The sequence below is a fragment of the Phormidium sp. FACHB-1136 genome (assembly GCF_014697375.1).
Taxonomy (GTDB): domain Bacteria; phylum Cyanobacteriota; class Cyanobacteriia; order Phormidesmidales; family Phormidesmidaceae; genus Nodosilinea.
Genome location: NZ_JACJRS010000053.1, coordinates 14,609 through 36,028, shown reverse-complemented (window position 1 = coordinate 36,028; position 21,420 = coordinate 14,609). Strand labels below are relative to the sequence as shown.

General features: G+C 59.1%; 14 protein-coding genes and 1 pseudogene. 9 read left to right on the top strand and 6 right to left on the bottom strand.

Translation table 11 applies throughout. From position 1 onward, the window contains the following. Positions 1 to 123: 123 nt before the first annotated feature. The gene (locus H6G62_RS16075; RefSeq protein ID WP_190496934.1) at positions 124 to 411 is read right to left on the bottom strand and encodes a hypothetical protein; all 288 of its coding nucleotides are present in this window, start codon (positions 409 to 411) and stop codon (positions 124 to 126) included. Positions 412 to 1,081: 670 nt separating this feature from the next. Between H6G62_RS16075 and H6G62_RS16070 the strand changes: the two genes are divergently transcribed. The 5 genes from H6G62_RS16070 to H6G62_RS27400 all read left to right on the top strand — a co-directional run bounded on the left by H6G62_RS16070 (position 1,082) and on the right by H6G62_RS27400 (position 5,708). Continuing rightward, complete coding sequence (locus H6G62_RS16070; RefSeq protein WP_190496931.1) at positions 1,082 to 2,827, top strand: SpoIID/LytB domain-containing protein; 1,746 nt, start codon at positions 1,082 to 1,084, stop codon at positions 2,825 to 2,827. 15 nt (positions 2,828 to 2,842) lie between these two features. After that, complete coding sequence (locus H6G62_RS16065; protein WP_190496929.1) at positions 2,843 to 3,733, top strand: MBL fold metallo-hydrolase; 891 nt, start codon at positions 2,843 to 2,845, stop codon at positions 3,731 to 3,733. A 147-nt stretch (positions 3,734 to 3,880) separates the two neighbouring features. Continuing rightward, positions 3,881 to 4,783, top strand: coding sequence for an ABC transporter permease (locus tag H6G62_RS16060; protein WP_190496927.1), 903 nt, complete (start codon positions 3,881 to 3,883; stop codon positions 4,781 to 4,783). A gap of 249 nt (positions 4,784 to 5,032) precedes the next feature. Continuing rightward, positions 5,033 to 5,383 carry a hypothetical protein gene (locus H6G62_RS16055; protein WP_199325039.1) on the top strand — a complete coding sequence of 117 codons (351 nt, stop codon included), beginning with the start codon at positions 5,033 to 5,035 and terminating at the stop codon, positions 5,381 to 5,383. After that, positions 5,352 to 5,708 carry a hypothetical protein gene (locus H6G62_RS27400; protein WP_199325037.1) on the top strand — a complete coding sequence of 119 codons (357 nt, stop codon included), beginning with the start codon at positions 5,352 to 5,354 and terminating at the stop codon, positions 5,706 to 5,708. Before H6G62_RS16055 ends, H6G62_RS27400 begins: the two co-directional genes overlap by 32 nt. Here H6G62_RS27400 and rsmH read toward each other — a convergent pair. Together rsmH and H6G62_RS27930 are read right to left on the bottom strand one after the other, a co-directional pair. Next, a complete protein-coding gene (gene rsmH, locus H6G62_RS16045) occupies positions 5,705 to 6,661 on the bottom strand; it encodes a 16S rRNA (cytosine(1402)-N(4))-methyltransferase RsmH (protein ID WP_190496925.1) in 957 nt (318 codons plus the stop codon). The two genes, H6G62_RS27400 and rsmH, sit on opposite strands and share 4 nt — an antisense overlap. 347 nt (positions 6,662 to 7,008) lie before the next feature. Beyond that, positions 7,009 to 7,331: pseudogene (locus H6G62_RS27930) on the bottom strand (sodium-independent anion transporter); the annotation flags it as partial. Between the two features lie 79 nt (positions 7,332 to 7,410). Here H6G62_RS27930 and H6G62_RS16035 point away from each other — a divergent pair. Both H6G62_RS16035 and H6G62_RS16030 read left to right on the top strand, forming a co-directional pair. Further along, positions 7,411 to 8,613, top strand: a complete 1,203-nt coding sequence (locus H6G62_RS16035) for a glutathione S-transferase family protein (RefSeq protein WP_190496923.1) — start codon at positions 7,411 to 7,413, stop codon at positions 8,611 to 8,613. 303 nt (positions 8,614 to 8,916) lie between these two features. Beyond that, positions 8,917 to 11,730, top strand: coding sequence for a cation-translocating P-type ATPase (locus tag H6G62_RS16030; RefSeq protein WP_190496921.1), 2,814 nt, complete (start codon positions 8,917 to 8,919; stop codon positions 11,728 to 11,730). Between the two features lie 87 nt (positions 11,731 to 11,817). Here the strand turns inward: H6G62_RS16030 and ppc are convergent, their stop codons facing one another. Further along, entirely contained in the window at positions 11,818 to 14,946 is a 3,129-nt protein-coding gene (ppc, locus tag H6G62_RS16025; RefSeq protein WP_190496919.1) for a phosphoenolpyruvate carboxylase, read from the bottom strand. 162 nt (positions 14,947 to 15,108) lie between these two features. Next, positions 15,109 to 15,360, bottom strand: coding sequence for a hypothetical protein (locus H6G62_RS16020; protein WP_190496917.1), 252 nt, complete (start codon positions 15,358 to 15,360; stop codon positions 15,109 to 15,111). Positions 15,361 to 15,794: 434 nt separating this feature from the next. Between H6G62_RS16020 and H6G62_RS16015 the strand changes: the two genes are divergently transcribed. After that, on the top strand, positions 15,795 to 18,941 hold the full coding sequence (locus H6G62_RS16015; protein ID WP_190496915.1) for a DUF1574 domain-containing protein: 3,147 nt from the start codon (positions 15,795 to 15,797) through the stop codon (positions 18,939 to 18,941). After that, on the top strand, positions 18,938 to 20,422 hold the full coding sequence (locus tag H6G62_RS16010) for an MBOAT family protein (RefSeq protein WP_190496913.1): 1,485 nt from the start codon (positions 18,938 to 18,940) through the stop codon (positions 20,420 to 20,422). The genes H6G62_RS16015 and H6G62_RS16010 overlap by 4 nt, the downstream gene beginning before the upstream one ends. Here H6G62_RS16010 and H6G62_RS16005 read toward each other — a convergent pair. Further along, positions 20,419 to 21,402 (bottom strand): class I SAM-dependent methyltransferase, encoded by a 984-nt coding sequence (locus tag H6G62_RS16005; protein ID WP_190496911.1) that lies wholly within the window; start codon positions 21,400 to 21,402, stop codon positions 20,419 to 20,421. The genes H6G62_RS16010 and H6G62_RS16005 overlap by 4 nt on opposite strands. Positions 21,403 to 21,420 lie beyond the last annotated feature (18 nt).

Genomic DNA, 21,420 nt, shown 5'->3' with positions numbered 1-21,420 from the left:
AAAGCCGATTCCGCTCAGAAGCGCTAAGCTGGGCATAACTCATAGGGTGTCTTTTTGTTGTAGGAAACATCAGACTATCCTATGAGTCCCTCTGCGGGAAGCTTCTAGGTGTTGCACTTCATTCTAGAATTGGCGATCTTTAATTGTGTATTTAGATTGAATATAAAGAGACTCACGCTTGTCTTTGCTCAAGCATTCAAGATCAACCCCTTTGTCATGTGAATGCTGCTTAAGAATTGGAGTTTGAAATCTTTCCCCTATTGTTGTATGTGGGGTGAGTTTTCTAACTAATTGTGCAAAGCTTGCACCTCGCTCATAAGAATTTAAACTGGAGAAATGATTGTTGAAGTGAGATAGTAGACTTCCATAACTCTGAAGGAAGTCTGGGAGTTGGTCTTCGTTTTTTTGCATAAACTAATAGCTGTATAGTCAACAAGGAGACATGATAACAACATGACTCCCTGCAATGATTCCATTGTAACAACACTCCGGACAGTTTTTGGGGGAGGGGTTGGAGAAAAGCTATCCACCGCATAAAGTGCGAGTGTACGTAAAACACGGTGCACCGATGGATAGCCTCAAGACGGTTCTAGCGGGTCTGCTGACGACAGCAGGCTATTTAGCAAACCGCAGCCCGTAGGGTGCATTCGCGGCACCACCATCCTTCGCCAATACGGGACAAATCTCCTTGGCCGCAATGCACCGCCACCTCGGCATGGTTCTCTAGAATGGCTCTATTGTAGGCTTTTTAGAGCTTGGAGGTTGAAGTGACCCATTTTAGCCCTATCTCAGCCATAACCCTGGAATCTAGTTATCACCCCCTAGATCCCAGGGTTCTTAGACTGTGGGCAACCGATTTCGGTTTTTCCCAGCTAGAACCCTGGGATCTTATGAGAAACGTTTTAGGTGCAGCTCTCGTCAATGGTGGGCGGTGCCCACTCTAGGATTGGTGTTAGGGTCGGTAAAGTCGATTATCCGCTGATAACCACTGCCCTATCGCCGCCAAGCCAGGGCCAAAGCGATAAAATGCCAAGTTAGCGAGAGCTAGGCTGTTTTCCTCGTTCCCCAGGGACGTTTCACGATGGGCGAATTTGACCAACACCACGGACGGTTTTCGGGACATCGAACGTCCTGGCGGCAGGCGTTACCCCAAAGGCGGCGGCGGTGGCTGGGGGTGGCTAGCGGAATTGTGGGTGGAATCACGCTTTCCCTAGGGCTGGGCTGGGGCAGTGCGATGCAAGCCGCCCAAAACCCAGTAATTCAGGTGGGCATTGTGCAGCGGTTTGGGGAGGAATTGCAGGATCGCCTGGTGATTGAGGCTCTGCCGGGGGAGCAGTTGACCCTGCGCTTTGACACCAACGGCCAAGCCCAAACGGTGACGACGACGAAGGTTATCCTGGGTCTGACGCCGACGCCCCTGGCTGAGGCCAAGCTGCAAGAACGAGTAGTGCTCAGCAACCATCGCAGCTTTGAAAGTGCCGAATATAGCGCCCACGAATGGCGACAGCGGGGCATTGAGCCGGAAATTGCCCAACCGGGGGGCTGGGAGATCTGGGCCAATCGCGAAGCCTACGATAGCCCCTTGGTGCGGCGGCTGTTGGTGCAAAACCTGAAGGAAAACGGCTTTAATGAGGTGCATCTGGATAGCCGGGTGCTGGGGCAGATCCCTAAGGCCTACTTTGAGGCCAATGGCTACCGCTACCACCGCGACACCCTGGATCTGCAATCCAGCAGCGGCGTGATTCGGGTGATTCAATCGGGCGAGGAAACAGTGAACCGCACCTACGGCGGCACCCTGCGACTTCAGCCCAACACCTACGGCACCTATACCCTGGTGAATGCGGTACCCATCGAAACCTACCTGCGCGGCGTGGTGCCCCACGAAATTGGCCCCGGTGCCCCCGTCCCCGCCATCGAGGCCCAGGCGATTTTGGCCCGCACCTACGCCCTGCGCAACCTGCGTCGCTTTGAAATTGACGACTACGAACTCTGTGCCGATACCCAGTGCCAGGTCTATCGCGGCCTGACGGGCACGGCAGCGGTGACGGATCGGGCGATTTTGGCCACCAGCGGCCAGGTGCTCACCTACCAAAACGAACTGGTGGATGCCCTCTATTCCTCCACCACGGGCGGAGTCACCGCCCCCTTCAGCGACGTGTGGAACGGCCCCGACCGCCCCTACCTGCGGTCTGTGGTGGATTCTGCCACCGGAGCCTGGGACTTGACCCAACGGCCCCTCAACAGCGAGGAGAACTTTCGGGCCTTCATTGCCCTAAACCGGGGCTTTAACGAAGAAACCTGGCGGCTATTTCGCTGGAACAACGCTAGCACCCTCACGGAACTGGCCAACGAACTGAAGACCTTCCTGGGTCGTCGTCAGCATTCCATGGCCGGGTTGAACCGGGTGATTGGGGTGCGGGTGGTGGAACGGGCGGCCTCCGGTCGGGTGCAGGCGTTGGAAATCGAAACCGATATCGGCATGGTGCGTCTGGAGAAGGACGAAATTGTCCGGGTGTTGATGGCTCCCCGCAGTCTGTTGTTTTATGTGGAACCCATCTACGATACGGCCACCCAGGAACCCCCCAATGATGCCGCCAGTGGAACTTCCCCCTCTGGCCCTGCTCTCACGGGCTATCGTTTTGTAGGGGGCGGCTGGGGCCATGGGGTCGGTCTCAGTCAAGCCGGATCCTACAATTTAGGTAATCTAGGCTGGAGCCATGGTCGCATCCTCCAGTTTTACTACCCCGGCACCACCCTCCAGCCCATCAGCGATGCCCTGGTGTTTTGGCGGGATCCCCTAACTGCCGATGCTGCGCCTTCTCCCTAGTGCTTTGAACGCCCCATGTCCTACGCCTCACCTGGCCCCTCTCCCCAGCTAGATCCAGCCCCCAGGGATGATCCGCCCCTGTTTTCGGTGCGGTTTTGGGGGGTTCGCGGCAATATTCCGGCCCCAGGCCCCGATACCGTCCGCTACGGTGGCAATACGGCCTGTGTGGAGGTGCTGGTCGCGGGTCAGCGGCTGATTTTTGACGGCGGTACGGGGCTGCGTTCCCTGGGGCTTCAGTTGGCCCAGCAGGATGACCCCGTAGAAGCCCACCTATTTTTTACCCATACCCACTGGGATCGCATCCAGGGGTTTCCCTTTTTCCACCCCGCCTTCGATCCCAAGAGCCAGCTACATATCTACGGAGCCGCCGCCCTGAATGGGGCCTCCATCAAACAACGGCTAACCGAGCAAATGCTGCGGCCCAACTTTTTTAAGCCCCTGCAAGCCATGGCCGCCCAGCTCACCTTCCACAACATTCAGCCCGGTGGCCACATTCAACTTGGCGATGTGGCCATAGAGACCCTGAGCCTGAACCCCCCCACCGCCGCCCTGGGCTATCGGGTGAGTTGGCAGGGCAAATCCGTGGTCTATGCCAGCGACACCGACCCCACCGCTGCCGAGGCCGATCCCAATCTGCTGTTCCTCGCCGCTGGGGCCGACCTGCTGATCTTCGATGGCACCTACCTCGATATGGCCTACGCCGACCCCCAAAGCCATCACCAAGCTCCCTGGCATCTGGGGGTTGAAATTGCCAAAACCAGCGGCATCAAACGGCTGCTGCTGTTTCATCACAACCCCTGCCACAACGACAGCTACCTCGCCCAGCTCGAACAGCACATCCAGGCCACCTTTCCCGCCGCTGCCCTAGCCCAAGAAGGCATGGTGATCAACCTCTTTGACCTCTAATGGGGATCTCTCATACCAAATCCGGCTTAGTTGCCCCCGATATCAGCTAAGCAACAACCCGATGTTGCGAAGATCAACGTTTGTTTGACAAGCGCTATCTGGATCGATAGGTTGTACCCTATTTGGACAGTCGTCCCTGGTTTGGCCATGTTTTCGTTCTTTACCAAGTTTGACTATCTCTTGAGGGAAACGCTGCTGGGCCTGCGGCGGGGCGGCTGGATGAACTGGGCTGCCATTAGCACTATTACGGTTCTGCTGTTTTTGTTTGGCATCAGCCTACAATCCACCTGGCAGTTGGAGCGATTGTTGAACCAGTTTGGCAGTCAGCTTGAGGTGTCGGCCTATCTGCAAAGCGGCTTTCAGGCCAGCGAAATGCAGGCTACCGTAGCCACCATCCCCAACGTGGTGGATGTGACGCCCATCCCCAAGGAAGAAGCCTGGGCCAAACTGGTGCAGGATTTGGGCCTGTCTGACATTGAAGGAGCCACCGCCCAACTGAAGGGCAACCCCCTGGTGGATGAACTGAAGGTAAAAGCTAGGGATTCCGACTCGGTGCCCGCCATCGCCACCCAACTTCAGCAGATGGAGGGGGTGGATGAGGTGCGCTACATCGACGAAGCCGTCACCCGATTAGCCCAGCTCAACGACGGCCTCCAGTGGACAAGCGCCATTGTGATCGCGATTTTGACCCTCACGGCCACTGCCGTCATTACCACCACCATTCGGCTAATTGTGCTGGCCCGCCGCCGCGAAATTGAGGTGATGCAGTTGGTGGGCGCAACTCGAATGTGGATCTACCTGCCCTTCATTTTGCAAGGGGCGGCTTTTGGCATCGCTGGGGCCACCGTGGCCTGGGGGCTGTTGTTCACCATCCAAACCCTCTTGGTGGAAATGGCCGAACAGCAAGCCGATTTCATTCAGTTTTTGGCCCAGGGGCTCAGTCTCAACTCCCACCAAATGACCCTCCTCGCCGCCGCCCTGGTCGGCCTTGGCACCTTAGTTGGGCTGATGGGTAGTCTGCTGGCGGTACGTAAATTCTCCCTCCGCTAGGGGCCAAGGCAAGCCCATCAGCGCCGATTCCAGCCAATTCCAAGAGGCATCACAACGCAGACTAATTGCCTGGTTCCCTCCAGCTTGGTCTAATCCCCAATCCGGTCTACTTAATCCGGATTGGGAGGGGAGCAACCGTAGCCATTTGACGTACCCATCCCAATCTCAGGCCATCGGCGTCACTCCTACCTAGACCTATCTTGCGCACTGTGCCCTATCCCAATCACCGCATTGGAGAACATTCTTTCGATGGATAAGGAACAACCCAAACGACCTCCAGCAGGACTTGAGCGGGCTTCCATGCGCTACATCAACCGTCACTTGCGCGGCACACCGCAAATGCAGCGAGAACTCAGGCGTACTGAGAGTGCCCACGTTTTTACAGATGAAGCAACCTTGCAGCGGGTAGAGCAAAGATTGCTACAAGCAGGAAACTTTACCGGAAACATCAGGGGGGCCGAGCGCTACGGGTTACTTTTCGACGAAGTGATCGGCTATAGAATAGACGCAGAGGGCAACGAAACCCCTTTGTACTATGGGGAACTAAAGGTTAAGGACGGTAAATATCATGCAAACCCTCGAACAAAGGCAAGCCGATGAATGGACATTCATCGAAGTTTGGACAGATGCGACCTCTAAGGTTCCTTATCTGCTGCTGCTCGTCGCGGATCAAGACGGCTTTAAAATCTACGACCCCAAGGATAATTACAACGAGGTCTTCTCAGCCAGCACCTATGAAGAGGCTAAGCTGTGGCTAGTAGAGGATGAATACGAGCGGGTTGACGGACGGATCAGTGAAGTCGATATCAGTGTGCCCAACACCACTCGTGTTGCAACTGAGGAAGTCGATATCAGTGTGCTCAACACCACTCGTGCTGCAACTGAGAAATACGAACTGGTGGACGGACGGCTCACCAAAGACTAATCGCCAGCTTCCCTGGGTTCCTGAGCTTCCCTAGCGTCCTGCGCTTCCTTGCGATACTTGGCCCGACGGGTTTGGGGTGGCTGGGTGGGGTCAATGCGTTCGGCCACGCGCAGTTTGGCGGATCGAGATCGGGGGTTGGCGGCGACCTCGTCTTCGGTGGCGACGACGGGCTTTTTGGTGACAATGTGCAGATCTGGATTTTCCTTCAGGCGGTGCTTCACCAGGCGATCTTCCAAACTATGGAAGCTGATGATGGCCAGTCGTCCCCCCGGCACGAGCCACTGGGGCGCTTGGGTCAGCAGGGTTTCGAGGACTTCTAGTTCTTGATTTACCGCAATTCGCAGGGCTTGGAAGGTGCGGGTGGCGGGGTGAATGCGGCCATGGCGATAGGCCTTGGGCACACAGCGAGAGATAGCTTCCGCCAGATCCGTGGTGGTTTGGAAGGGGCGTTGATCGATAATGGTGCGGGCAATGCGGCGGGAGAGCCGTTCTTCACCGTAGGTGTAGATCGCATTAGCCAAGTCGATTTCGTCCCAGGTGTTGACCACCTCAGCGGCGGTGAGGGGCTGGTGAGGGTTCATCCGCATATCCAGAGGGGCCGTGTGGCGAAAGCTAAAGCCCCGTTCGGGAATATCAAACTGGGCCGAACTGACGCCCAAATCCGCCAAAATGCCGTGAAATCGCTGTGTCCCCGGATCGAACTGGGAAAAGTTGCCCGACCAAAACGTCACCCGATCCCCAAATTCCGCCAGAGCCGACCGGGCCTCGGCCAGGGCCATAGGGTCTTGATCCACCGCCACCAGCCGCACCGTGGGATCGCTAGCTAAAATTAATCGACTGTGCCCGCCGCCCCCCACCGTGGCATCCAGGTAACCCCCCTGGGGCCGAATCTGTAAGCCCTCCACCACCGCATCGGGCAGCACGGGGATGTGGTGAAAGGCAATGTCCGGCATCAATCTTGTGACCTAGCAATCATCAGACCCCTATCAGTGTATCCTCAACCCAAACCGGGCCACGCCCTAGAACGCAGGTTCCCCACTTCTTCCTCCAATCCCTGAAGCTACCGCACGGCAAGCCAGTCAATCCTTACCTCTCCATGGAGATCGACCTAGCGGTACAGCAACACCGGAATTTGGCAGCTCCTCAGCAGTTGTACCGTGGTGCTGCCAATCACTAAATGGCGAATGCGGCAAATGGCGAATGCGGCGATGGCCGTAGGCTCCCATCAACAGTAGCGGGTGACGATCGTCACCCGCCTAGTGGTCAGCATCACCGCCGTTTCGGTGCGGGGAATTTTGGCGATGTCGCGAATCGAGGCCCAGCGGAAGGTGCCGATGGAAACCATAATCATCACCGCCACCAGCGCCGCCATGGGCATTTGCCACACCCAGAGACTGAGAACCAGAATGGCAAAAAGCAAAAACGCCCCGGAGGCCAGGGTAGACAGTCGCCCTCGTCCACCAACGAGGCGGCGAGGAAACTGGCTAGCAGACCCACAATCGCCATGGTCAGGGCCGTGGGCAACACAATTTGCAGAGTTTCCAGGGTAAAGGGCACCTGGGGCAGGGCAAAGATGGGCAGTGTTGTCGGCAGTTCGCCCATATCGCCCACCGTGGGCACGTCTTGGCAGAGCGTTTTATGATTAAGGGGCGATGGCTGGTGCTGTCAGTCTCCATTTCTGAACTTCCATTCCTGAACCTCTATGGCTGTTGAACCCCTCACTTGGGAGGCCCTAGCGGCTCTCACCGACGTTGCTATCGATCCCATCCATGGCCCCACCAATGCCCAGGCGCGGCTGCGGTTGTTTGGCCAGCCTGAATCGGCGGTGCGGGTCACCCTCTACCGCGACAACCATGCCTGGTGTCCCTACTGCCAAAAGGTGTGGCTATGGCTAGAGGAAAAGCGCATTCCCTACCGCATCGAAAAGGTCACGATGTTTTGCTACGGCGAAAAGGAAGCCTGGTATAAGCGCAAGGTGCCCTCTGGGATGCTGCCCGCCCTGGAACTGGATGGCAAGCTAATCACCGAAAGCGACGATATTCTCATGGCTCTAGAGCGCACCTTTGGGCCACTGGTTCACAGCATGACCGACCGCGCCGTGGTGCCCCTACGCCAGCTAGAGCGGCTGTTGTTTCGGGCCTGGTGTATGTGGTTGTGCTATCCGTCCCGGTCAGCCCAGGAGGATCAGCGGGCGGCCCAGCAGTTTCAAGGGGTGATGGATCGGGTGGAAGCAGCCCTAGCTAGCACCCCCGGCCCCTACTTTTTGGCGGACTTTGGCACGGTAGATCTGGTCTTTACGCCCTACGTGGAGCGGATGAACGCCAGCCTGTTCTACTACAAGGGCTACTCCATGCGGGAGGTAAACCCCCGGTTTGCAGCCTGGTGCGATGCCATGGAAACCCGCCCCACCTATCGCGGTACCCAGAGCGATTTTCATACCCACGTCCATGACCTGCCGCCGCAAATGGGGGGCTGCTACAGCAACGACCTACCCCAAACGCGCCAAAATCAACAGCGCGTCGATCATGGCCCCTGGTTTGGCCTACCCGATGTGGGCTATGCGGAACCGGGAAACTCCCGACAGGAAGCGCTGCAACGGGTGCTCAAGCATCGGACTAATCTGATCCGAGTGAACCCCGCCCCCGATGCCCTGATGGACGAAGCCCTACGCTGCGCCCTCACCCACCTGATGACCGGAGAAAGCTGTACACCCCCAGCGGGAAGCGACGTGGCCCTGCGCTACCTGCGAGATCGGATCAGCGTTCCCAGGGATATGTCCATCTACGCCGCCAAGCACCTGCGGGAAGCCCTAGAAGCCACCGCCGCCCTGGCTGGGGACGGTCAACCGGATCCCATCCCCGTCAACCATCGTCGCGACCAAAATCCTTTGACCTTTGCAGCGTAAGCATCGGAGATCGCAAAGACCCTTTAGCCCTCCCCCTAAATCCCCCTTGAAAAGGGGGACTGTGGCGCTGGTTCCCTCCTTAATTAAGGGGGACTGTGGCGCTGGTTCCCCCCTTAATTAAGGGGGGCTAGGGGGGATCCAATCCGGACAAACAACGACACCATCAGCAACGAAACCTGACAACTGGGCCGGGATGGCGGCGGCATTTTGTTACATTCAGGCAAAAATCTAAACCTAGCCCCTGAAGACTGGTTGCCGCTATACCATTAAAGGCGTTGGCCCATTGGCAGTCGGTACTTGTTCATGGATACAGTTCAGCCCACGGTGGATCCGCTTTGGCATACCGTTGATGCCAACCAAGCGTTGGTGTTATTGGAGAGCGATGCTGAAAAGGGGCTAGCGGCTCAAACGATTATTGACCGACGACAGACCTATGGCCCCAATGAACTAGAGGAATTTGGCGGGCGGCCCCCCTGGCGAATTTTGTTGGATCAGTTCACGAACATCATGCTGTTGATGTTGGTGGCGGTGGCGGTGGTGTCTGGGGTGCTGTCCTTGCGCCACCAGGAGTTTCCCAAGGATGCCATCGCAATTTTCTCCATCGTGATTTTGAATGGGGTGCTGGGCTACTTCCAAGAAAGCCGCGCCGAAAAAGCCCTAGCCGCCCTCAAAAAAATGGCCTCCCCCAGCGTGCGGGTTCAGCGGGATGGGCGTTCCCAGGAAGTGCCCTCCCAGGATCTCGTTCCCGGTGATGTGGTGCTGCTAGAGGCGGGCGATCAAGTTCCTGCCGATGGACGGCTACTGGAGTCGGCCAACCTGCAAGTGCGGGAATCGGCCCTGACCGGAGAGGCCCACGGAGCCAGTAAGCAGGCCCAGATTGTGCTGGCGGAACCGACTCCCTTGGCCGACCGTAAAAACCTACTGTTTCAGGGCACCGAAGTGCTCCAAGGTCGGGGCAAGGTTCTCGTGACCCACACCGGGATGAAGACCGAGCTGGGGCGCATTGCCGCCATGCTGCAATCGGTGGAAAACGACCCCACCCCCCTCCAGCAACGCATGAATCAGTTGGGTAATGTGCTGGTCAGCGGATCCCTGATTTTGGTGGCCCTGGTGGTGGGCATTGGGGTGCTAGTGGGGGGCTGGAAAGCCTTTGAGCCCCTGCTAGAGGTGGCCCTGAGTATGGCGGTGGCGGTGGTGCCAGAAGGTCTGCCTGCGGTGATTACCGTTACCCTGGCCATTGGTACCCAGCGGATGGTGCGCCGCAATGCCCTCATCCGTCGCTTGCCAGCGGTGGAAACCCTCGGATCTGTCACCACCATTTGCTCGGACAAAACCGGCACCCTGACCCAAAACAAGATGATTGTGCAGCGGCTACACACGCTGTCCCAGCAGGTGCAGATCACGGGCCATGGCTACGCCCCCGAGGGAGAATTCCTCGCCCAAGACCAAGCCATTGATCCGCGCCAAAGCCCAGACCTGGCCCTGCTGCTGCTGGATGGGCTGCTGTGCAACGATGCCGCCCTGCAAAAAGAAGCCGGGGAATGGAGTATTTTGGGCGACCCCACGGAAGGAGCCCTGGTGGTGATGGCCGCCAAAAGTGGATTAGACCGTCATCAGCTTACCCATACCCTCCAGCGGGTGGCGGAATTTCCCTTTTCCTCCGAGCGCAAACGGATGAGCGTCATCCTCAGCGGTGCGGAGGCTTTGGGAGAAACCGTGACTCTCCCCAACGATGTATCCCCCTCGCCCTACCTGATGCTGGCCAAGGGGTCGCCGGAACTGCTGCTAGATTGCTGCACAGGTTTCCTGGAGGGCCAACAACCTGTGCCGCTGACAGCGGAGGTTCGATCTCGCATCCTTGCCGACAACACGGCCATGGCGGCGAAGGGGTTACGGGTGTTGGGGTTTGCCTACCGCAGTCTGGGGGAATTGCCCAGGGAAGAAAATCCCGACCAAGCCGAGCAAAACCTAATCTGGCTGGGGCTGGTGGGGATGATTGACGCCCTGCGCCCGGAGGTGAAGGTGGCGGTGGAACGCTGTCGGGCCGCCGGGATTCGCCCCATGATGATCACGGGTGACCACCAGCTTACGGCCATGACCATCGCCCAGGATTTGGGTATCGCCGATCCCGACACCCAGGTGCTCAGTGGCACCCAGCTAGAGGCCATGGGCCAGTCGGAACTGGAGGCGGCGGTGAAGGCGGTAAATGTCTACGCCCGTGTTTCCCCCGAACACAAGCTGCGGATTGTACAAGCCCTGCAAAAGGATCACCAAATTGTAGCCATGACCGGGGACGGTGTGAACGATGCCCCCGCCCTCAAGCAGGCGGAAATTGGCATTGCCATGGGCATCACAGGCACCGACGTGAGCAAAGAAGCCAGCGACATGGTGCTGCTGGACGACAACTTTGCCACCATCGTCGCCGCCACCGAAGAGGGGCGCGTGGTCTACACCAACATTCGCCGCTTCGTGAAATACATCCTCGGTTCCAACATTGGCGAACTGCTCACCATTGCCCTCTCGCCCCTGCTGCTGCCGATTTTGGATGTGCCCCTCAGCCCCCTGCAAATTCTCTGGATGAACCTGGTGACGGACGGTTTCCCAGCCCTAGCCCTTGCGGTGGAACCCGCCGCCCCCGACGTGATGGAACAGCCTCCCCACGACCCTCAGGAAAGCATCTTTGCCCGTGGTTTAGGGGCCTATATGCTGCGGATTGGCCTCGTCTTCACGGTCATTTCCGTCACCATGATGGTGTGGGCCTACCACGAATCCCTGGCCTACGTCACCCCCACCCTATCGGCAGACCGTTGGAAAACCATGGTCTTTACCACCCTCTGCATTGCCCAAATGGGCCATGCCATCGCCGTCCGTTCCGACAATCGGCTGACGATAGAAACCTCGCCCTGGTCAAACCCCTTCGTGCTGTTTGCCGTGGTGATGACCACCGCGCTGCAACTGATGCTGATCTACATCGAACCCCTGCGCAACTTCTTTGGCACCCACCTGATCAGCCCCCTAGAACTGTTGATTTGTGTGGGCTTTAGCTCACTGCTGTTTGTCTGGGTCGAGTTCGAGAAAATCTACCGCCGTCTGCGGGGCAAGGTGGTCAGAACCTAAGCGGGTGAAGCCCTAAGCGACCAACCTGGCAAGACCCACCCATCCTCCATGGGCCTTGTTCAGATCTGTGCCTAATCCCACCGAACCCTAGCCCGTATTCCGCATTCCGGCGGCGATACCGTTGATGGTCAGCAAGGCTCCGCGCAGCAGTTCCCCCTGGCTATAGCGGGAGCGGATGATCCCCGTGGCGGATTGGTCTTTGTATTGACGCAAGCGCTTCAGGAGAGCCACTTGCAGGAAGCCCAGGGGGACGATGGTGCCGTTGCGAAGGTAGACGGATCGCTGAAGGTCGGGGTAGTTATCTAACAGGCGCTCGTGACCCGTGATTTGTAGCACCTTGTCGCGGGTGAGGGTGAACTCCTGGGAAATGGAGCCAAACAGGGCGATAAACCGTTCCTGATCATCCGGATGCGATAGTTCCCGCACGTAGTGCTCAGCAATTTGCAGGTCTACCTTGGCCAGAGTCATTTCCACCTTGGAGATCACCATCTTGAAGAAGGGCCACTTGTGGTAGAAGTAGCGCAACAGTTTCAGGTGTTCCTCCGGGGCTTCCTGCAAAAATTCCTCTAGGGCGGTGCCCACCCCATACCAGGAGGGCAGTAGGAATCGGGCTTGCGTCCAGCTAAACACCCAGGGAATGGCCCGCAGGCTGCTGAGATCCTTCTTGCCGCCACGACGGGCGGGACGAGAGCTAATCTGCAACTGGCTGATTTCCTGGATGGGGGTGACTTGGTGGAAGAAGTCCACCAGATCCGGTTGCTCGTAGATGAGCTGGCGATAGTGGCGACGGGATCGGGCCGCCAGTTCTTCCATGGTGGCGTTCCAGGGCTTGATGTCGTCGAAGCTGTTGCTGAGGATGCTGGCCTGGAGCACCGCCGTGGTCACGGTTTCGAGGTTGTAGAGGGCCAAGTCGGGCAGGTTATATTTGGAGGCCAGAACTTCCCCCTGCTCGGTAATTTTGATGCGGCCCTTGATGCTGCGGCCCGGCTGGGCCAGGATGGCTTCGTAGGCAGGGCCACCGCCGCGCCCCACGGAACCGCCCCGCCCGTGGAAAATCCTCAGGGCCACCGAGAACTTGTCTGCTGTTTCCTGGAGTGCCTGCTGGGCCTTGTGAATTTCCCAGTTGCTGCTGAGGAAACCGGAATCTTTGTTGCTGTCGGAGTAGCCCAGCATCACCTCTTGCAGGGGCACTGGGGTAGAGGTGGCCACATGGCTGGCCGCGACTTGGGCGGCTCGGCCTTGCAGCATCTTGAGATAGAGGGGAATCTCAAACAGCTCCTGCATGGCGCTGGGGGCCCGTTGCAGGTCTTCCACGGTTTCAAACAGGGGCACGGGTTGAATGCCGCTCAGTCCGGTGACGGGGTCGTAGAGTCCGGCTTCCTTGGCCAGCAGCAACACCTCCAGCATGTCACTGACGTTGTGGCTCATGCTGATCACGTAGCTGAAGCAGATGTCTGGCCCAAACTCCTGGTGCAGTTGGCGCACCATGCGCAGGGTTTCGATGGTTTCGCGGGTTTTCTCGGAGAAGGGCAGTTCCCCCGGAATCAGCGGTCGTCGGGTTTGCAGTTCCGACACCAACCAGGCGGTTTTCTCGGCCTCGGAAAGGTCGCTGTAGGGCTGGGGGAGAAGCTGGAGGTACTGGGCAATCTCGTCGAGGGCGTCGGAATGGCGAGAGCTTTCCTGGCGCAGGTCAAGCTGGGCTAGGTTGAAGCCGAAGATTTCCACCTGGCAGATCAGGGTATCCAACTCCTGGCAGTGCAGCCCGGTGGCCTCCAGGTTGCGATGAATCAGGCGCAGTTCCGCCAAAAACTCTTCCCCATCCCGGTAGATGGAGGTGGTGGGGCTGGTTTCCCGGAACCGATCCGCCAAGGGGTCGCCCTGGTACATTGCCTCGCTGCGGGCTAGGGTGTTTTTGAGGCGCTGTTTAATGTAGGCCAGCTTGAGGCGATAGGGTTCCTGGCGGTAGCGAATAGCCAGTTGGTCGTAGATTTCTGGCATTTTCACCTGGTCTTGTTCCAGGGATTCCAGCAGTTCCGGCAGTACCTCGCTCCAGTGCAGGGAGAGGCTGAGCAGTTCCGTTAGGCGCTCCACAGAAAGCACGTATTTGTTCAGCACTAGGTTGCGCTGGTAGCAGGCGGTTTTCCAGGTCACCTCCGGGGTCACGGAGGGGTTGCCGTCACGGTCGGCCCCCACCCAGGATCCAAATCGGCAAAACCGATGGCGGGGCGGATCCAATTCGGGGAAGGTGGTGGTAATGGCTCGCTCAAAGCGTTGGTAGAGTTGGGGCAGGGTCTCGAACAGCACGACCTGGAAGTAGTGCAGGGTGTAGTCCACTTCGTCGAGCACCGAGGGCTTGAACTGGTGCAGTTCGTCGGTGCGCCACCAGAGGCGAATTTCCTCCGTGAGTTCCGCCTTGAGGGATTCAATCTCCCAGGAGGAAACCAGCCCCAGGGTTTGGGCTCCCTCCTCCGCCTGATCCATCTGGCGCAGAATGTTGGCGATGCGGCGCTGCTTGTCGCGGATGGTGTGGCGGACAATTTCCGTGGGGTGGGCGGTGAAGACTAGGCGCACATCCAACTGGTTAATCAAGTTTTGAATCAGTTGGGGGGGCACATTCAGCCGCTTGAGGGTGGGAAATAGCCAGTGAAAGGTGCCCGCTTCCCGGCGGAGGCTGGCCGGATCGGCCATGCTGCGGTTGAGTAAATCGGCCTGGAAGGAGTGGCCGCTGGCTCCCTCTTCGCCTTCCTCGGTGCCCAGGACGGGGTGGGTGTCTAGAACGGCCTTGTTCCCCCACTGCGCCAAATCGGAGGTTTGGTAGGCGGCGCGATACTGCTGCTGCTGCCCCCGCTGCTCATAGTGCTGTTCAACAATATTAATAAGCTGGAAATAGAGGGCAAAGGCCCGTGAGGCCCGAATCGCATCCTCTAGATCCAGCCCCTCTACCACATCCACCACCGCCTTCACGCGGGCTTCGTCGGTGGTGGGAGCCTGCCCTTCGGGGGAACACATGCGCCGCAACTGCCGCAGCAGGGTCAATAGCTCTGGCCCACAGGCATGATCCAGCACATTTTCCCACAGGTCTTCCACCACCCGCAGGCGATGGCGCAGCAGCAGGTCTTGGCTGGAGGTCGGAGTGGTGAGGGGATCAGGAGTCTCTGGCTGAGGGGATGGGGGGATGGGCAGAAGATCCCCAGAGGGGTGCAGCGTTGAGCTCATGGGTAGGGTTTAGGGAGAGAACAGCAGTATCGCAAGAATTCTATAGGATTAGCTGGTATAGAAGAAGTTTATAGGGACGGTAAATGTCAATTTCCTTCCCGCAGGTGATCTAGAGGGATGGGCCAGGGTCGCCCTGATCTGGGGGAAGATTGGGGGCATCCTCTAATCCTGGGGATGAACATGGAGGTGGGGGAGACGCTGGCCCTGGAGCAATTGTTCGCCTACCAGACCCGCCTGCCGAAAGCCATCGGCCACGATACGGGCCGCAATCAGCCCTAGGAGAACCGGGGGAACGAGGGATCCAACCAGGAGGTGGGTGGTGAAGACCGCCATCGACGCTGACCCAGGCCGGGGCCGGACAGGAGACGGAGAAACCGGAGGCTGATCGCTGGAGACACGGCTGGAGACAAACATAGGCGCTAAGGCAGGGCAAAAGCTAAACGGTCGTATCCTTTTCCATCATACCCTTGGCTATCCGGCCCCTAGGGCTGCGTCAGGGGATCATAAATTCAGCGTCAAATGCGACCAATGGGCTAGACTGCGGTATGCTTCAGTGCTATGTCCGGCCCAGCCCCCCAACTCTCTGATCTGCCCTGATCGATAGGGGTGCTCCTAAGCTATGACCAGCAACGCTTTGGCCGTTTGGATCATGGAATTTGGGTGAGGGCGATCAGCGGTCGTCTACCCCACCGCTGATTCACCCCTGACTCACCCCTAGGGGGAATGATGATCCACCGATGGGCGCGATACCCTAGGGGTAGACGGATATCTGAACAACGGCATCCATCTACAGCGGATACATTGCCTCAGTTGCGACGGAAGTTCAAGGGATTAGCCCAGCAGCGTCTATGCCTGTCTCCCTCTCCAAATTCCAAGCCTCGGCCAGTGCCCCCACGGCACCGGGGATTTTAGGCTGGCTGAAGGAACACCTAGGGCAGCCCAGGGCCGAACTGCACACGAAACTGCGGGGCAACATCCTCCATGTGCTCTGCGAAACCCCCGATGCCCTAGAACAGTCTTCGGTGCTGCTGCGATTGGTGCGGGCCTTACTGGAGGATCGGGATCAGGGCTGGCTGCACCAGACCTATCCCCAGGTTTACCAGATCTATCTCTACAGTCGCCGTCAGGGCCAGCCCCATCCAGACTGGACGGCTCCCATTTATCTCAATCGCCTAGAGCGCCACTTGGCCCAACTGGTGCTAGAGAACCAAGACGAGGAAGATCTCCAAGCCGCCCAGACGCTCCTGGCTAGCTATGCCCAGGATCACCCCCAGATTTTACAGGATGGCGCTACGGGCGGCGGGGCGATGGTGCTGTCCAACCTGAGCTTGGCCCGAAAAGGAGATCCAGAGGCCATTGCCTGGTACCTGAGCGAAACCCTCAGCGCCCTGGATGTGGGGGTGTGGGTTAGCGTCAAGGCTATTCCGGGCTTGGCCCACCTGCACCGCCGCGCCATTCTCCCCGATCCCCCTAGCCCCGATGGTCTCGCCGAGGGGGAAATACCGTCTCCAGCCTCCCCGGAGGGGGAAGCCACCATTCCCCGGTTGTGGATTCTCTGTGAAGCGGCCTACAGCCCCGATCCTTCCCTGATTGCCCGCCCCACCGCCGAGCGCCTGCGACGGCTCCAACTCACCCAGTTCAAAGACGCCGTGCTCCTGCTCCAGGTGCGGGGGGAGGCCAAGCCCGACTGGAGCCTCCGCATTGACCTCACCCCGCCGGAGGAAATGCTGCGGGAATGGAGCCGCTGGGGCGATGTGGCCTCCCTAGGGCGGCTGATGGCCTCGATCCTAGAGCGCTACCACCTGACCGTGGAAACCACCCTCAACGGCGACACCCTCCATGTGCTCTGCCAGCCCCAGGGCGAGGCCAATCCTCCGGTGCCGACGGTAGTGCAGTCCCAATCGGAAATTGTGGAAACCCTGTCTAGCGCCCTGGAGGAACTCGCTCCCCAGGGCATCCACCGGGCCATTCTCTACGGCCAGCCCGATCCCCAGACCGATCCCACCTGGGTTCACTACCTAGATTTGCCCGCCGCCCAGCACAGCGCCCTGGCCGATAGCCCCGAATACCTCGGACAGATGGGGGATTTGCCCGCCCTAGCCTTTTTGCTCACCCGCCAACTCAACCCCAACCTAGAGGATCGGCTAGCCACTGGGGGGCAGCGAGTGCAGTTGCTCCAGCGTGATCAATTGCTCCACATCATGGTGGATGGCCCGGTGGTGCCCCAGCGTCGCTTAGTCGCCCCCCTGCTGAACAATTACCTGCTTAGCCTTAGCCCCGTGGGTCTGGAGGGAGTACGCATCTACGGGCGACGGTCAGGACAACTGCGCCCCGCCTGGAGCTATGGCCGAGACTTTGCGGTGCGCCGTCGCCTGATTCCCGCAGCGGCCCCAGAATTTACGGCCTCCGATGCCTACGTGAATGAACTGCTGGTGCGGCCCGATAGCCCCATCACCCACGCCGATATTTCCCCAGAAGCCGAGGCCGCAGCCCTAGCCCACTGGTGGACAACGGTGGTGGATCGGTGGCAGGAGATCCTAGTTCAGTCTCAGATCTTCAGTCGTTCTCAGACCCTTAGCGTTCTGGATCGATCTCCCAGCCCCCAGCGGTCGGAGGGCTTAAAAATTGCGGCGGTGTGGGCAACGGTAGGGGTGTTATTGGCGCTCCAGGCGGACTGGCTCTTGGGGCAAATGCTGCGCCCCCCGGCCAATGCCGCCAAGGCTGAACCCATGGTGACCCAGGTTGCCCCACCTCCCCCTGACCCCGACGCTGAGTTTGCCCAAGCCCTGGCCGAACTCGATTGGCCCAATGGTCAGACCACCCCGACGGAAGGAGGATTTGTAGATGGCACCACGGATTTGTTTGCCAGCCCTAGTCAGCCCCTTGTGGCGATTGACGATCTGGTGGCCGATTCGCCCTTCTCCACCTTCAACAGCGAGCAAATGAATGAAAAGTTGGCCCTCTACCGCCAACGCCTCGCCACCGAAGGCCCCGCCGACGTGATGATTGTTGGCAGTTCACGGGCACTGCGGGGGGTGGATCCAGAGGCGCTGCGGCGGGAACTAGCGGCCCTAGGCTACGAGAACCTCAGCATTTTCAACTTTGGTATCAATGGCGCAACGGCCCAAGTGGTGGATTTAGTCCTGCGGCAGGCGCTCACCCCCGAACAATTGCCCCGGCTAATTCTGTGGGCCGATGGGGCCAGAGCCTTCAATAGCGGGCGGGAGGATGTGACCTACAACGCCATTGTGGCTTCTCCGGGCTACCGAGAACTGATGACCCAACGGCCCGATGCGCCCCCGGCCCCCAGCAAGGCGGAGGAAGGGAACGCTGCCTTTGGGGCCAATGGGCGATCCTTGCCCCAGAGCTATGCAGCCATGGACGAATGGCTCAGCGACCGGATCGGCGAGTTTTCGGCGGTTCACCCCAATCGAGATTCCCTCAAAACCTTGGTGCAAAGCCGTCTAGGAGTCATCACCCCAGCGGTGGGCGGGGAGACCTCCGTTCCCCTTGAACAACTAGATGCCCCCATGCCCGCTGGCAGTGCCCTAGACCGCGATGGCTTTTTGCCGCTCTCAGTGCGGTTTAACCCCGCCACCTACTACCAAACCTACGCCCGCGTCTCAGGTCGCTACGATGGCGACTACGAAGACTTCCGCCTCGACGGTGCCCAGGTGAACGCCCTGAATGAACTCTTGCGCTTCACCCAGGATCGCAACATTCCCATTGTTTTCATCAACACCCCCCTCTCCGACGAATACCTCGACGACTATCGCCAAGCCGCCGAGGAGGAGTTTTTGCGCCACATGCTCACCCTCTCCACCACCGAATCCGGCTTTCTCTTCCGCGATCTAGGGCAGGCTTGGCCCGATCAGTACGACTACTTCTCCGATCCTAGCCACCTCAACCGCTACGGAGCCTACCAGGTCTCCCAGCGGCTGGCCCAGGATCCCCTCATCGCTTGGCCCCGACGGTCGTCCCCCCCTGCCCCATGATTCTGCCCTCCATTACCTATGCCCTCTTTTTAGTCAGCGTCATCGGCATTTTTTGGACGCTGGAATCGATCCAGGCGCGGCTGTGGCTGCTGTTGGTGGCCAGTCTGGTGTTCTACGCCTCCCTCCAAGTGCAATACCTGCTGCTGATGGTGGCGCTGTTGCTGGTCACCTTCTTTGTGGGACAGGCCATCGTTGCCCCTATGGATTGGCGTACTCCCAATGCGCGCTGGCAAGTCGCCGAACAGGGCTGGAACCGTCGCCGTCGTTGGCTGCTGGGGCTGGGCATTGGGCTAAACGTACTGCTGCTGCTGGGGTTTAAATACCTAGAGGGGATGCTCCGGCTGCTGGGCTGGACGGGGGGCATCGGGTTTCTGGGGGACGACTTCGCGGGCCTGATCATGCCCCTGGGGTTGAGCTTTTTCGTCTTCGAGTGCATTGCCTACCTGGTGGATGTGTACCGAGGATCGCCCGCCGCCGCCAACCTGGCCGACTTTGGAGCCTACAAGCTGTTTTTCCCCAAGCTAATTTCTGGCCCCATCACCCGGTTTCACCCCTTTCTAGACCAGGTGGAACAGCCCAAACCTCCGGGGTTGAATGGCGTAGTTGAGGGGCTGTGGCTGATTGCCTACGGGGCGGTGAAAAAGCTGCTGCTGGCCGACCACATTGCCATCCTGGTCAACCTCAGCTTTGACAACCTGGCACGGGCGGGCAGTGCCGATGTCGTCCTGGCCACCTTTGCCTACGGGCTTCAGCTCTATCTGGATTTCAGCGCCTACGTCAACATCGCTCGTGGCAGCGCCCTGCTGTTGGGGATTAACCTGCCCGAAAATTTCGATGCCCCCTACTTCACCACCAGCCTAGCCACCTTTTGGCGACGCTGGCACATCACCCTGGGCGACTGGCTGCGCAACTACCTCTACTTTCCCCTGGGGGGGTCGCGCCAAGGGCTGTGGCGCACCTGCCTGAACTTGATGACTATCATGCTGATTGCCGGGGTATGGCACGGCAACAACTGGGGCTTTGTGATCTGGGGCGCGATCCACGGGGCCGGACTGGTGATTCACCGCCTCACCCAAGCCTGGGGAAAGGCCGCTCCCTGGGTGGCCAGATTTTGGCTCAGTTTCCCCGGCACGATTCTAGGTTGGGGGCTGACCCAAGCCCTAGTCTTCTTTAGCTGGCTGTTTTTCCGGCTGCCCGCCCCCGACCAATTTACCCTGGCCCTACAACGCCTAGGGGGCACCACCGCCGACCCGCAGTTTATCCAAAAGGTCTACCTAGAATCCCTCGGCTTTAGCTATGGCGAACTGTGGCTGCTGCTAGGGGGGCTGTTTGGGCTAATGGGCCTCGCCTACGCCGTTAAACGGGGGCTCAAGCTAGAGCTAAGCTGGCCCGTGAAGCTGTTGTTGATTCCCCTCTTTAGCCTCTTGGCCTGGTTGTTGGCCCCCGCCGAAACCCTCAGCTACATCTATTTCGACTTCTAGCCATCCTGACGCTTTGCCAAAATGACGCGGTGGCGGGCACTGTTTTGGGTGATGGTAGGGGGCTCAAAACCAGCGGACTCCAGTTCCGCCGCCATATCCAGGGCAAAGTATTCGTCTAGGTAAGGCTCGGTGCTTTTTAGCAGGGTGAGCACAAAGGCGGGCATTTGCCGATACACCTCCGATTGGGGGTTCATGTCCATGAGGGCAACATGGCCATCGGGCTTGAGCAACCGATGGGCCTCTCGCAACACCCCACGGGCGGCGGTTTGGGGCAGTTCGTGGAACATCAAACAGGCCGAAACCAAGTCGTAGGAGGCCGCAGGTAGTCCGGTCTCCTCGGCGGCGGCATGGTGCCAGGTGATGGGGGCCGGGGCACCGACGGAATCTTCCTGCTGGGGACGTTCCTGCTGACGATACTGGGCCACGGCCAGGAAGTAGGGAGACAGATCCACCCCGGTCACTTGGGCTTGGGGGTAGAGGGCTTGCAGGGTTTCGCTGCTCATCCCCACGCCGCAGCCCAGATCCACGATGGCGGTGGGAGCCTGGGGCAGTTGGGCGATCAGCACATCATGGTAGCTTTGGCGCAGTTGGGCATCGCCGCTGGCTCCGGCCCCCGGCCACAGCTTGGCATGAACCGCCTTCGCCGCCACCTCCACCTCCATGGCGGGTAGCCAGCCCAGGTTGCCTTCGTCGTAGGCGTGGAAACTGGTGGTGTAGTAGTTGGGATATTGCAGATCGGGATTCTGAATCGCCTCTAAATCCACCTGCCACTGGGGCGATAGATCCGCCGAACCGGGCTGGGCCCCCCCCTGACGAGACCGCAATTCCGCCACCCTCGCTTGCCAGGGCACCCCAATGGTTTCCGCCCGTTTCACCATCATGGCGCGGGCGCGGCCTTTGGCAATGGCCCAGAGGGGTTTAATGGCCAACAGTTGGTTGACGAAGGCCGCTGTAGGAGTTGGAGCAGGAATCGCAGGCATAGTCAATCGCTACGGGGT

Bases quoted from the DNA above. Each gene is read 5' to 3' on its own strand.
- H6G62_RS16075 (WP_190496934.1), bottom strand. From the start codon at position 411: ATGCAAAAAAACGAAGACCAACTCCCAGACTTCCTTCAGAGTTATGGA.
- H6G62_RS16070 (WP_190496931.1), top strand. From the start codon at position 1,082: ATGGGCGAATTTGACCAACACCACGGACGGTTTTCGGGACATCGAACG.
- H6G62_RS16065 (WP_190496929.1), top strand. From the start codon at position 2,843: ATGTCCTACGCCTCACCTGGCCCCTCTCCCCAGCTAGATCCAGCCCCC.
- H6G62_RS16060 (WP_190496927.1), top strand. From the start codon at position 3,881: ATGTTTTCGTTCTTTACCAAGTTTGACTATCTCTTGAGGGAAACGCTG.
- H6G62_RS16055 (WP_199325039.1), top strand. From the start codon at position 5,033: ATGGATAAGGAACAACCCAAACGACCTCCAGCAGGACTTGAGCGGGCT.
- H6G62_RS27400 (WP_199325037.1), top strand. From the start codon at position 5,352: ATGCAAACCCTCGAACAAAGGCAAGCCGATGAATGGACATTCATCGAA.
- rsmH (WP_190496925.1), bottom strand. From the start codon at position 6,661: ATGCCGGACATTGCCTTTCACCACATCCCCGTGCTGCCCGATGCGGTG.
- H6G62_RS16035 (WP_190496923.1), top strand. From the start codon at position 7,411: ATGGCTGTTGAACCCCTCACTTGGGAGGCCCTAGCGGCTCTCACCGAC.
- H6G62_RS16030 (WP_190496921.1), top strand. From the start codon at position 8,917: ATGGATACAGTTCAGCCCACGGTGGATCCGCTTTGGCATACCGTTGAT.
- ppc (WP_190496919.1), bottom strand. From the start codon at position 14,946: ATGAGCTCAACGCTGCACCCCTCTGGGGATCTTCTGCCCATCCCCCCA.
- H6G62_RS16020 (WP_190496917.1), bottom strand. From the start codon at position 15,360: ATGTTTGTCTCCAGCCGTGTCTCCAGCGATCAGCCTCCGGTTTCTCCG.
- H6G62_RS16015 (WP_190496915.1), top strand. From the start codon at position 15,795: ATGCCTGTCTCCCTCTCCAAATTCCAAGCCTCGGCCAGTGCCCCCACG.
- H6G62_RS16010 (WP_190496913.1), top strand. From the start codon at position 18,938: ATGATTCTGCCCTCCATTACCTATGCCCTCTTTTTAGTCAGCGTCATC.
- H6G62_RS16005 (WP_190496911.1), bottom strand. From the start codon at position 21,402: ATGCCTGCGATTCCTGCTCCAACTCCTACAGCGGCCTTCGTCAACCAA.